This is a genomic window from Paraburkholderia sediminicola (genome assembly GCF_902859805.1).
In the GTDB taxonomy this organism is placed as follows: Bacteria; Pseudomonadota; Gammaproteobacteria; order Burkholderiales; family Burkholderiaceae; genus Paraburkholderia; species Paraburkholderia sediminicola.
Genome location: NZ_CADIKC010000020.1, coordinates 40,851 through 53,070, shown reverse-complemented (window position 1 = coordinate 53,070; position 12,220 = coordinate 40,851). Strand labels below are relative to the sequence as shown.

12 protein-coding genes are annotated in these 12,220 nt (G+C 62.6%); 4 read left to right on the top strand and 8 right to left on the bottom strand.

Features of this window, described 5'->3' with window-relative positions:
- Positions 1-24 precede the first annotated feature (24 nt).
- The 3 genes from R8871_RS36905 (at position 25) to hutC (R8871_RS36895) (ending at position 2,447) form a co-directional block, all read left to right on the top strand.
- Positions 25-687: an amino acid ABC transporter permease gene (locus R8871_RS36905; protein ID WP_093646389.1), complete on the top strand. Its 663-nt coding sequence runs from the start codon at positions 25-27 to the stop codon at positions 685-687.
- Positions 688-706: 19 nt separating this feature from the next.
- Positions 707-1,576 (top strand): amino acid ABC transporter ATP-binding protein, encoded by an 870-nt coding sequence (locus tag R8871_RS36900; RefSeq protein WP_281370277.1) that lies wholly within the window; start codon positions 707-709, stop codon positions 1,574-1,576.
- A gap of 70 nt (positions 1,577-1,646) precedes the next feature.
- A complete protein-coding gene (gene hutC / locus R8871_RS36895; protein ID WP_175054834.1) occupies positions 1,647-2,447 on the top strand; it encodes a histidine utilization repressor in 801 nt (266 codons plus the stop codon).
- Between the two features lie 37 nt (positions 2,448-2,484).
- Here the strand turns inward: hutC (R8871_RS36895) and hutC (R8871_RS36890) are convergent, their stop codons facing one another.
- From hutC (R8871_RS36890) to R8871_RS36855, 8 genes are all read right to left on the bottom strand, one after another.
- Positions 2,485-3,168, bottom strand: a complete 684-nt coding sequence (gene hutC, locus R8871_RS36890; protein WP_175054865.1) for a histidine utilization repressor — start codon at positions 3,166-3,168, stop codon at positions 2,485-2,487.
- Between the two features lie 242 nt (positions 3,169-3,410).
- Complete coding sequence (locus R8871_RS36885) at positions 3,411-5,054, bottom strand: HAL/PAL/TAL family ammonia-lyase (RefSeq protein WP_175054833.1); 1,644 nt, start codon at positions 5,052-5,054, stop codon at positions 3,411-3,413.
- Positions 5,055-5,114: 60 nt separating this feature from the next.
- On the bottom strand, positions 5,115-5,906 hold the full coding sequence (locus tag R8871_RS36880; protein WP_115777702.1) for an ABC transporter ATP-binding protein: 792 nt from the start codon (positions 5,904-5,906) through the stop codon (positions 5,115-5,117).
- 34 nt (positions 5,907-5,940) lie between these two features.
- Positions 5,941-6,696 carry an ABC transporter permease gene (locus tag R8871_RS36875; RefSeq protein ID WP_154567711.1) on the bottom strand — a complete coding sequence of 252 codons (756 nt, stop codon included), beginning with the start codon at positions 6,694-6,696 and terminating at the stop codon, positions 5,941-5,943.
- Positions 6,697-6,711: 15 nt separating this feature from the next.
- Positions 6,712-7,434 carry an ABC transporter permease gene (locus R8871_RS36870; protein ID WP_175054832.1) on the bottom strand — a complete coding sequence of 241 codons (723 nt, stop codon included), beginning with the start codon at positions 7,432-7,434 and terminating at the stop codon, positions 6,712-6,714.
- 93 nt (positions 7,435-7,527) lie between these two features.
- Positions 7,528-8,352 carry a transporter substrate-binding domain-containing protein gene (locus tag R8871_RS36865; protein ID WP_407673255.1) on the bottom strand — a complete coding sequence of 275 codons (825 nt, stop codon included), beginning with the start codon at positions 8,350-8,352 and terminating at the stop codon, positions 7,528-7,530.
- A gap of 326 nt (positions 8,353-8,678) precedes the next feature.
- Complete coding sequence (locus R8871_RS36860; protein WP_175054830.1) at positions 8,679-9,359, bottom strand: methyltransferase family protein; 681 nt, start codon at positions 9,357-9,359, stop codon at positions 8,679-8,681.
- 59 nt (positions 9,360-9,418) lie between these two features.
- Positions 9,419-10,258, bottom strand: coding sequence for an arylamine N-acetyltransferase family protein (locus tag R8871_RS36855; protein ID WP_175054829.1), 840 nt, complete (start codon positions 10,256-10,258; stop codon positions 9,419-9,421).
- Between the two features lie 396 nt (positions 10,259-10,654).
- On the opposite strand from R8871_RS36855, the gene R8871_RS36850 reads away from it, so the two are divergent.
- Positions 10,655-12,178, top strand: a complete 1,524-nt coding sequence (locus R8871_RS36850) for a carbohydrate porin (RefSeq protein WP_175054828.1) — start codon at positions 10,655-10,657, stop codon at positions 12,176-12,178.
- Positions 12,179-12,220: the final 42 nt, after the last annotated feature.

Genomic DNA, 12,220 nt, shown 5'->3' with positions numbered 1-12,220 from the left:
TTGAGCGTGAGACTGAAATAGGCCATGCAAAAGCTCGACCCCACTGTCATCACGCACAACCTGCAGCCGATTGCCGCCGGTCTCGCGACCACGCTCGGCACCTGGGCCGCGGGCGTCGCGATCGGTATTCTGATCGGCTTTCTGATCGCCGTGCTGCAGCTCTTTTGCGGACGCTGGGTGCGCGGCGTCTTGCGCTTCTATATCGAACTGTTTCGCGGCACGCCATTTCTGGTGCAACTGTTTTTGCTGTACTACGGCGGCCCGTCTTTCGGCCTCACGCTCGAACCGATGACAGCCGGTGTGCTCGGCTTGGGCCTCTATGGCAGTGCGTATTTCGCCGAGGCCTTCCGCTCCGGTTTCCAATCGGTGCCGGCGGGTCATCTCGAAGCGGCGTCCTGCCTCGGACTCACGCGCTGGCAAGCCGTCCTGCGCATTCAGGTGCCGCAAATGCTGGTGTTGATCGTGCCTGCGCTGACCAATCTGATTATCGTGCTGAGCAAGGAAACTGCGGTGCTGTCGATCGTCACCGTCCCCGAACTCACGTTCGTCCTGACCGGCATCGGTTCGGCCACCTTCGCTTTTGTCGAAACGCTACTGGTGCTGTGCGTGTGCTATCTCGCACTGGTCGAACTGACCTCGCGCGCGGGCATGTGGGCCGAAACCCGCATCGCGCGCTTCATGGCATGAACGGAATCCGGACCATCTTATGAACGCTATCGCCGACATGCCGTCTTCCACTTCCACTGCTGCCTTCGATACGCCACCCGGCGCGCCGCTGATCGAAGTGCGCGATCTACGCAAGCGCTTTGGCGAAGTCGAAGTACTGCGTGGCGTCGATCTCGAGATCGCCCGCTCCGAAGTGGTCTGCATCATCGGCCCGTCGGGCTCGGGCAAGAGCACGCTTCTGCGCTGCCTCGCCGCGCTCGAAACTTACGACCAGGGCGATGTGCGCATCGAAGGCGAACTGCTCGGCTATAGCGAGCGCAATGGAAAACGTGTGCGAGCGTCGCAAAACGAGATCAATCGCGTGCGGCGCAACGTCGGCATGGTGTTTCAGCAATTCAATCTGTGGCCGCATATGACAGCGCTCGGCAATGTGATGGAAGCGTTGCTGCGCGTGCGCAATCTGTCACGCGACGAAGCGCGCCGCCGCGCCAATGCGATGCTGGAAACCGTCGGCCTCGCGCATAAGGGCGATGCCTACCCGTCGAAACTCTCGGGCGGCCAGCAGCAGCGCGTTGCAATTGCCCGCGCGCTGGCGATGGAGCCGCACATCATGCTGTTCGATGAGCCGACCTCGGCGCTCGATCCCGAGCTGGTTGGCGAAGTATTGCAAGTGATGAAACAGCTCGCGCGCGACGGCATGACGATGGCCGTGGTCACGCACGAAATGGGCTTTGCCGCGCAGGTCGCCGATAAGGTCATGTTCATCGACCAGGGGCGCATCGCCGTGCAAGGCAAGCCGCGCGAAGTCTTCCACGATGCCGGGCAGCCGCGTTTGCGGCAGTTCCTGCAAAACTACTTAGACCGCAACGCCTTCTGGGCGCGCGGTCCGGATGATGCGGAGCCGGTATGAACTCGCGCCAATGCCCTCCTGATTCGGCTGGCTCGTGCAGTTCACACGGACTGTAGCGCAAGGGCCGCCGATGTCCTCCACCGTCCGCAGCAAAACGCCCGACACCCCGCCCGCCGCGGCGATGAAAACCGCGCGCGTGGTGGCCGACGCACCGGCCGCCCGCTACGAACAGGTCAAGAATCACATCCGCCAGATCATCGAATCGGGCGAGCGGCAAGCGGGCGACCGTCTGCCGTCCGAGCTGGACCTGGTCGCGACGTTAGGCGTGTCGCGCATGACGGTGAACCGCGCGCTGCGCGAGCTCGCCGATGAAGGCCTCGTCACCCGCGTGTCCGGCGTCGGCACGTTCGTCGCACAATCCAAGCCGCAATCGACGTTGCTGATGATCGCCCATATCGGCGATGAGATCCGCTCGCGCGGTCACGAATACAGCTACGACACCGTCCTCTCGCAACGCGAAACCGCGCCGGTGACCGTGTCGAACGCTTTAGGGCTTGCACCCGGCGCTTCCGTGTTTCATGTGATTTGCGTGCATCGCGAGAACGGTCTGCCGGTGCAGCTCGAAGACCGCTACGTCAATCCGGTCACGGCGCCGGATTTCCTGAAGCAGGATTTCTCCACGACGAGGCCGTCCGAGTATCTGTACGAGACCGTACCGGCGCACGACGTCGAGCATGTCGTCGATGCGGGTCTGCCGACGCGCGCCGAAGCCGAGTGGCTGGAAATTCGTGCCGATGAGCCGTGCCTGACGCTGATGCGCCGCACGTGGACGAGCGGCGTGGCGGTCACGTTCGCGCGTTTCGTGCATCCGGGCTCGCGGTATCGGCTGGGTTGCCGATTCACACCGGATCTGTCGCAACGGCAGGGCTAGCGGCGCGAACGCCGGGCCCTCGCCCGCTTGCCTCCACTCAGACGTTGCCCGCCAGATGGAAGCGCGATGCCGGATGCCACAGTTGCACCGACGTCGCCACATCATCACCGACCCATGTGCGGCGCCATAGCTGCAGGCAAGGCTCGCCGATATCCATCATCAGATGCCGCCGCACGTACGCGTCGGGCTTCTGCGCATAGATACGAAACTCCGCGCGCTGGATCGGCGCGAGCCGCACCATGTAGTGATTCGGCGTCTCGACAGTGAAGTCCTGCTCCAGGTACTCGGGGAACACCTTTGGATTGACGTAGCGATCTTCGTACTGGATCGGCTCGCCCTCTTCGCTATGCACAATGCACGAGTGAAACGCCGGGCCGTTGGCGAGGCCGAGCGCTTCGAGCGCATGCGGATCGTCGCTGGGTTCGAGCGTCAGCACGCGCGCGGAATGACGATGGCCGCGCGCGGCGATTTCGTCGGCGATATTGCGGATTTCCAGCACCGTGGATTCGTAGCGCTGCGGCGCAACGAACGTGCCGGAACCTTGCACGCGCGTCAGCACGCGTTCGGTGGTGAGCTCACGCAGCGCACGCGAAACCGTCATGCGCGCGACGCCGAACTCTTTAACCAGCTCCGTTTCGGATGGGATCAGGCCGCCGGGCTTCCAGTCACCCTCGCTGATGCGCCTGATCACATAGCGCTTGATCTGCTCATAGGCGGGCATCGCCTTGGCGGGTGTCTCGGCGGTGCGACCCGGGCGGTCCTGCGTGTCTGCGGTTTGCGCGTTTGTAATAGTGTTCACGTCGACCTCGTGGGTGGTACGCGGGTGGTACACGTTAGGCTGGTTCACCGGCGGGTAAGCCCGCTCACCAGCTCTGTCTCCATCAATTCGAATCCATTAATCCGAATCCATCAATTCGAATCTATCCATTCGAGCCGGCCGCGCCATTGCAGCAACGAGCGTCGTCAACCTGCGTGGGCAGTTGCCCGCCCGTCGTTGGCTGCCGCGTCGGCGTCGAGCTTGCCTGTGGCGCCCACGCTCGTCACGTTCGCCAATGCGGCAAGCGCTGCGCCGTTGACTGAAGCCTCCGGCCCGGGCCGAATATTACCCGGGTTTGGCAGCGGCGGCGGCGTTTCATCGGCGATGATGCGAAACGCGATGCTCATGTCGTCAGCGAGCGGCCGATCGTCGCGATAGGTCGGCACAGCGCGGCGGATGCGTTGCCAGAGCGCATCCGTGTGCGGCGCGCGCGGTGCGTCGATGCTTTGCAGATCGTAGGCTTGCGCCGCCGCCAGCAATTCGATGGCGACGATACGCCCGGCGTTGTCGACGATCTCCAACGCTTTCAGCGCAGCGGGCGTGGCATGGCACAGGTGGTCCTCCTGCAGGCCGGACGTAATGCCACCATCCAGACTCGCGGGCATCGCGAGGCGCCGGTTCTGCGCGACCAGCGAGGCCGCCGTGTACTGCGCGATCATGAAGCCCGAACAGGTGCCGCCCGGCTCCGCCAGAAACGCCGGCAAGCCGCTCACGAGCGGATTGACGAGACGGTCGAGGCGCCGCTCGGCCATCGCCGCGACTTGCGCGATTGCGGTGGCGAGGCTGTCCATCGCCAGTGCGATCGACGCCCCCACCGCGTGCGCCTGCGAATAGACGCGCGGGTTTTCCGGCGTGCCGGCGACGATCGGGTTGTCGGTAATCGACGCGAGTTCGCGGTTGACCACGTCGGCGGTCCCGGTGAGCACGTCGCGCGCGGCGCCATGTACGTGCGGAATAGTCCGCATGCTCAGCGGATCTTGCGTGCGCTGGCCGACCACTGCGGCAAGAATGCCGCTATCGGCGAGCGCCGTACGCATGCGTTCGCCGACCAGGTTCAGGCCCGGCGAAATGCGCAGCGCCAGCGAGTCTTCGTCGAAGGCCGCGAGTTGACCGCGCAGATTCTCGAAGCTCATCGCGGAAACCAGATCAGTCCAGTCGAGCAAACGCGCGGCGCGCGCCAGCGCCAACGCGGCGAGACCCGTCACGCAGGGCGTGCCGTTGATCAGGCTTAAACCTTCCTTCGCTTCGAGCACCAGCGGTTCGAGACCGAGCAGTTGCAGCGCGTCTCGCCCTTTGAGACGCTCACCGCGATAGCGCACATGCCCCTCGCCGATGCAGACGAGCGCGATATGCGCCATATGGCTCAGATAACCCACCGAGCCGAACGCCGGCACCTCCGGCAGGCAATCGGCATTGAGCAGCGCGACCAGTTGATCCGCGACTTCGAGGCGAATCCCCGAATGCCCGTGTGCAAAATTGTTGACGGCCGCGGCCATGATCGCGCGGGTCTCGGCAACACCGAGCGGCGCGCCTACGCCGACCGCATGACTCATCAGGATGTTGCGCGACAGCGTGCGCTGTTCGAGCGGCGACACGATCACGTCGCACAACGCGCCGACGCCGGTATTCACGCCATACGCGCGAATCCCGCGCTCGACGATCTGCTCAACCAGCACGCGCGCCGCCCGGATGCGCGAGCGGGCATCGGCGGAAAGCTCGAGCGGTTCGCCGGCGGCGATGGCCGCCACCTGAGCCCAGTCGAGAGGACGATCGGAACGGATCACGGCCATGATGGTGCTCTGCCCAGTGAAGTAATGAAGTGGTAACCGGCGAATGCCGATCAACAGGCGTTAGTTAGTCGTGCGATCCTGGTGGCTCGACACGAACTGGCGGAAACGGTCCGACTTGCATTCGACGAACACTTCGTCCGGCGTACCGTCGGCTTCCACCTGACCTTGATGCAGGAACATCACGCGATTCGACACATGGCGCGCGAAACCCATCTCGTGCGTGACGACCAGCATCGTGCGGCCTTCTTCGGCGAGCGAGCGCATCACGCGCAGCACTTCGCCGACCAGTTCGGGATCGAGCGCCGAGGTCGGCTCATCGAACAGCATCACTTTGGGATGCATCGCCAAAGCGCGCGCAATCGCCACGCGCTGCTGCTGACCACCGGACAGATGGGCCGGATAGTGAGCGCGTTTTTCCGCGAGACCGACCTTCGCCAGCAGCGCTTCCGCTTCTTCAACCGATTCGGCGCGGCTGCGCTTTTGCACGCGCATCGGCCCTTCGATCAGATTCTCCAGCACCGTCATGTGCGACCAGAGATTGAAGTTCTGAAACACCATGCCCAGTTGCGAGCGCACCCGGTCCACCTGGCGGCGGTCGCTCGGTTGCAGCTTGCCGTCGCCACGGCGCTTCATTTTCAGCTCTTCGCCGCCGAGCGCCACCGAACCGTCATCCGGCGTTTCGAGCAGATTCAGGCAGCGCAGGAACGTGCTCTTGCCGGAGCCGCTCGCGCCGAGAATTGAAATCACATCGCCTTGATGGGCGTCGAGCGAAATGCCTTTGAGCACGTGGTGGTCGCCGAACGACTTATGGATGTTCTTGACCGACAGTGCAACAGGTGCCGTAGCGTTCATGAGATTCTCCAGATTCTGCAAGATATGCGTTCGTTCAGGGCGCGGCGCGGCGTGCTTCGGTCGTGGATGAAACCGGCCGGCTCGGCGAGCTTTGCGCGGGCGCCGCGCGCAGATGGCGCGACAGGCGCGTCTCGAGGAAGCCGAGCAAACGCACGATGACGAAATTCAGGAACAGATAAATCAACGCGGCGCAGATGAATACTTCCGTGGTGCGATACGTTTGCTGAATGATCTGTTGCGCGACGCCGGTCACTTCCCACACGGTGACGAGACTGGCGAGCGCGGTGGATTTGACGAGCAGCACGGCCTCAGTCGAATACGCGGGCAAACATTGGCGCAACGCAATCGGACCGATCACGCGGCGTAGCAGCGCGAAACCCGACAGGCCGATCGAATAGCCCGCTTCGATCTGACCGACCGGTACCGCCATCAATCCGCCTCGGATAATCTCGGCGGTATATCCAGCAGTGCACAGCGCCAACGATAAAACCGCGCACATGTACGGCTCGCGCAACACCGGCCACAGGAAGCTCTCGCGAATCACGCCGAACTGGCCCATGCCGTAGTAGACGAGGAACATCTGGATCAGAAGCGGCGAGCCGCGGAACACGAGGATATAAGCACGCGCGAAGCGGTTCGGCAGCCAGTGCGGCGACACGCGCATCGTGACAATTACCAGCGAGAGCAAGCCGCCGAGAATCAACGAGCAGAAGAACAGCCCGAGCGTGGTCGGCACGGCCGCGATCAGTTGCCGCAGCGTGTCGAGCAGAAAATCGAAGTCGAAATGCATGATGTCCGGTCCTCGTCAGTTGCGCGCGAAGTTGCGCTTGAAGGATCGGCCCACGCGCGCTTCGGCGTGGTTGAAGACCCGGTTCGAGATGCTGGTCATCAGCAGATACAGCGCGCCGCCCACCACGAAGAACGTGAAGTACTGATGGGTCGAACCCGCCGCCACCTGGCTGGCGCGCAGCAGTTCGGCCAGCCCCGTGACGGAAATCAGCGCCGAGTCTTTCAGGCTCAATTGCCAGACGTTGCCGATGCCCGGCAACGCGAAACGCAACACTTGCGGAACCAGAATGCGGCGCGCCATCGTCATGGTGGGCATGCCGATCGAGCGCGCCGCTTCGAGTTCGCCGCGCGATACCGCGAGCACCGCCGAGCGATACACCTCGGCCTGATACGCGCCGGAAATCATGCCGACCGCGAGCGCGCCGATCACGAACGGCGGCACACCGACAAAGCCGTCCGCGCCGAACCATTGACCAATCGTGGTCACGAGCGTCGAGCCGCCGAAATAGAACAGATAGATAACGAGCAACTCAGGCACGCCGCGAAACACCGTGGTGTACGCATCGCCGAGCACGCGCAGCGTGCGAAACCGCGACAGCTTGGCCGCCGCAATCAGTGCGCCGAACACGGCGCCGACCGCGAGCGCTGCCAGCGTGAGCGCGACCGTCATCAATGCCGCAAGCAGCAACACGCCGCCCCAGCCTTCCGACCCGAAACCGAGCATCTCTATCAGAGCCATTCCCTACCCCTCATCCATTACGGCGGATCGAACCAGTCGACGGGCGCGGTTTTTCACGCCGCGCCTGCCGTTACCTCAGAACGCTCAGGTGAATCAAGGCGTGACGTCGGTCTTGAACCACTTGGCGGAGAGTTTCTTGACCGTGCCATCGGCGAGCGCAGCACTGATCGCGGTATCGAACTTCGCTTTCAGGTCGGCGTCCTGCTTGCGGAACGCGAGACCTTCACCCGGCCCCCAGATCGGGCCGCCGATCTTCGGGCCGGCCATGACGATCGACGCGGTCTCTTTCTTGTCGATGTTGGCGGCGTAGTAGGTCACGTCGTCGAACGAAGCGTCGATACGGCCGTTGGCCAGATCGAGGTCGCGCTCAGGCGAGGTCTTGTAGACGCGGATCGTGGCGACGTCCTTGAAGCCGTCGTTGATGAACTTGGTGTAGACCGTGCCCGACTGGATGCCGATGGTCTTGCCCTTCAGCTGCTTGCGCAAGGCGTCGACGGTGGGTTGATCGGTCTTCGGATCGCCCGACAGCTTGATGACGCCCGCGGTGGGCACGGCCTTGGGCAGCACTTTTGCGTCAGTCACGGCGAACGTGGCCGGCGTGGCGGCGTACGGCTTCGAGAACGCGATGATTTTTTCGCGTTCCGGCGTGATCGAGATCGCGTCCATCAGGACGTCGAACTTGCCGGCTTGCAGACCGGGGATCATGCCGTCCCAGTCTTGCGCCACGAGGTTGCACTGGAGCTTGATGCGCTCGCACAGATTGGCGACCAGCTCAGGTTCGAAGCCGCCCAGCTTGCCGCCCGGCAAGGTCAGGTTCCAGGGTGCGTAACCGCCTTCCAGCGCGATCGTCACCGTTTTCCAGTCTTTGGCCTGCACCGGTGCCGCGAAAATTGTCGCGGCGCCGAGCACGGCGCCCATCAATGCTTTTGCTAACGTCGTGCGCTTCACTTTCACGTCGAAACTCCTTTGATTGAGGAAACCGTCGAGCTGGATTTTTAACTGCCGTCTAATTTGTATAGACAAGCTTGCATGAGTCAAAAAGCCATCGCAAGCAGATTTCTTCGAAATCGCCGAAATCATCGGGTAAGCCCCTAGACGAGGCCGTCCGATAAGGCTTTTAAGGGAGTTTTGAAAGGGCGAAGACGCTGCACCGGCCTCTGCCGGTTGCGCCAGCATGGTGCACTTTGTCTAGACAGGTTGGCGTGAAAGGAGCGCACGCGCCCCGGGTTGGCGCCTCGCGCGCCCTACCAGATGAACGGCACGAAGCGATAGCGCACGCGTGTGGTGTAGTCGGTGTAGCCCTCGAGTTGCGCCGCCAGTACGCGTTCCTCGCGCACGGCACGCCAGCCAATCCCGATCACCAGTAACGGCACGCAGGCAAGCCCCCACCACGAACCGAGCAGCAAGGGCGTGCCGATGAACAACAGCAGCGCGGCCGAGTACATCGGATGACGGACCAACGCGTAGGGGCCGGTGTCGATGACTTTGTGACCGCGGCTGGCCTGGATCTTCACGACGGGCGCGGCATAGCTATTGGCCCGGAAGACGATCATGCACATGAAAATGCAGACAAAGATACTCAGCGAGCCGACACTCACCAGCCATACCGGCAGCGGTGCCGACCAGCGATAGCGCATTGCATCGAGCGCCATCAAGACCAGCCAGGCGCTCCACATCACTGCAACGGCCACCATAAAGAAGCGGTCCCAGCGACTTTGTTGCGCCTGAACGATCGGCGCAAGACGCTCGGCAAGCAGGCCGGGATCGTGGCGCGCCAGCCAGAAACCGACCCACAAACTCATCCCGCCGGTCTCGATCAGATACCACCAGCCGGCGGGCCACGCGAGCGTACCCGCGGCGCCGAACAGCAGCGCGCCCATGCATACCAGCCAGGCTGTCGTTTGCAGGACAAGGCGCGTGATCATGGTGAGTTCGTGCCCGCTATTAGTAGTTGGTTGTTGGCATGCGTTTATACGCGGCTGTCTCAGGCTGAGGCCGGCGCGGGTGAGCGCACGCGTCCGAATATGTCTGCCATGTCGATGTCTTCCGTGTTCAGACCGAATTGTTCGCGCAGACAGGTTGCAAGGTCGTCCGCGCTTTTCAGCTGCCGTTCGCGGATGACCTGGCCGTTCGCGGCGCGTTCGTTCAGTTGGTCGTCGAGCAAGGTCAGCCGCGACTCTGCCAGGACCCGGCAAACGATCAGATGGTTCAGGAAGATCGAATCCGGTGCAGTGGAGGTGTACCAGTTCGAGGTCTCGTAATCGATCCATTCGACCGGGTGCAGATCGAAACGGTAGACGCGAGCCCACGTGTCGTCGTGCGATTGGACTTCGAGGTAGAGCGCGTCGTGCGATGCATCGGCCAGACGGAACGTGCCCAGTTGCGTCGGCTGCGCGGTGCCGGCGATCAGGCGCAACGGTGCTGTCAATGTCACGCTGCCGAAACCGACGTCGGCGATCCATGCTTCGTCTTTGATGTCGACGCGCAACACCATGTGCGTGCGAGGCGGGATTGCGCCGGATTCGCGGCCCCACAGAACGCGGGCTAGCAGTGGCGTTATGTTGAAGCCCAACTGCGTCAGGACGTTCGCGAAGAGTGCGTTCTGCTCGAAGCAATAGCCGCCGCGTTTTTGCGCGATCAGCTTTTGTTCGACTGATTCGAGATCCAGTTTCACCGCGCGGTGTGTGAGCGGATTCAGGTTCTCGAAGGGAATCGCTCTGGGGTGCAGCTTGTGGAGTTCCTGGAGCACTTCCAGCGTCGCCGCGCGAGGTCCTTTGTAGCCTATGCGGGTGAAATAGTTATCCAGATTCACTGTGTGTGACATCGGTGTCGTCCCGGTATGGTGTTGGGCGCCAGGCACTTAAGGCTGTCGCGCTGCGGCGCGGCTTCGGAAGATGATCATAGCGTCTTTTGATGTCTGCCCTGGAGCCGGGCTCCGGCACCAGTCCGACATGATCGAAACCATACAACTACATTACGTATTTATTCTGTTTTATTTACATCCAAAGAACCTTTAGTAGCAGTACGTAAAGCTCAAAATTACATCCCAGTAATATTGATGCGAATCGTTCTCATTTGTGTTGACGCACCTATTCCGCATGCGTACGATCTCGCCATCTGCCGCATCAGGCGTCGCGAACCGATGCGGCACATCGCAGGCACCTGGTGACGTTATGCCGCGATAGTCAGATCAGTCGATACAACACAAATAAGGATTTCGATGAAGTTCGCTCACTCCGTCGAGCCCGCCGTTCAGGCGCGTTCGCTTCACGACTCCGCCCTGCACGGCGGCGCCACGCGCCGTTCGCGTTTGCCTTCGTTGCGCCGCGCCGCGCTCTGCACGGCTTTCGCGTGGGCCTCGTTGACCGCCGGCGCAGCCATGGCGGAAGCCAATCCCGATGCCGCACCGGAAGCGCCCGAAGCCGACCTGAACATCAAGGCAACGCAGACGAATCAGTGGACCGGTTTCTGGAATCGCCAGACGATGCTCGGCGACATTGGCGGTCTGCGCCCCTGGTTGGGCAAATACGGCGTGACGTTCGCACTCACTGAAACCAGCGAAGTGCTCGCCAATGTGCGCGGCGGTCTCGCGCGCGGTGCGGACTACGATGGCCTGACCACGGCGACCGTCCAGATGGACACGCAAAAGGCGTTCGGTTTGCCGGGCGGCCTGTTCAACGTCAGCGCCTTGCAGATCCACGGGGCCAACCTCAGCGCCAACAAGCTCGGCACGCTGAATACGGCGAGCGGCATCGAAGCCCAGGACACCACGCGCCTGTGGGAACTGTGGTACCAGCAGTCGTTCCTGAACAAGCGTATCGACGTCAAAGTCGGTCAGCAAAGTATCGACCAGGAATTCATCACCAGCACGAATTCGGCGCTGTTCGTGAACACGATGTTCGGCTGGCCTGCCCTGCCGTCCTACGACATGCCTTCCGGCGGCCCCGCTTATCCGCTGGCCGACCTCGGTGTGCGCGTGCGCGGACAGATCACGCCTTCGTTGACGGCGCTCGCCGGCGTATTCGACGGCGATCCGCTCGGCAACAACCCGAACAACAAGAGCGGTACCAACTTCAACCTGCACAACGGCACGCTGTTCATCGGCGAGTTGCAGTACGCGATCAACCAGCCGGCCGACGGCGAAATGGTCAGTGCAGGCGGCGGCGGTTTGCCGGGCACCTACAAGGTCGGCCTCTGGTACAACAACGGCAGCTTCGCCGATCTGCGCTACGACAACACCGGCCTCTCGCTTGCGAACCCGGCAAGTACCGGCGTTGCGCAGAATCATCACGGCGACTACAGCTTCTACGCGGTTGCCGACCAGATGATCTGGCGCCCGGATCCGGACGAACCGCGCAGCCTCAACGTCTTCGCGCGCGTGATGGGCGCGCCGGGCGACCGCAACCTGGTGAGCGTTGCCGCCAACCTCGGCGTCGTGCTGAAGGCGCCGTTCGCCGGGCGCGACAACGACAGCGCCGGCATCGCCCTCACGTACATCAAGATCGGCAACCACGCGAATGGTCTTGATCAGGATAACCTGGCATTTAGCGGTGGCCCTTACGGTGTGCGCACCAGCGAAACCACGCTCGAAGCGACGTACCAGTATCAGGTCAACCCGTGGTGGCAACTGCAGGCCGACGCGCAATACACGTTCAATGCCGGCGCCGGCCAGAACCCGAGCGATCCGACGCAGCCGCTGCGCAACACGTTCGTCATCGGCGTGCGGACCAACATTACGTTCTGATGCCGTTTGCCATCACCACACACGCTCAAAACCCATCGAATC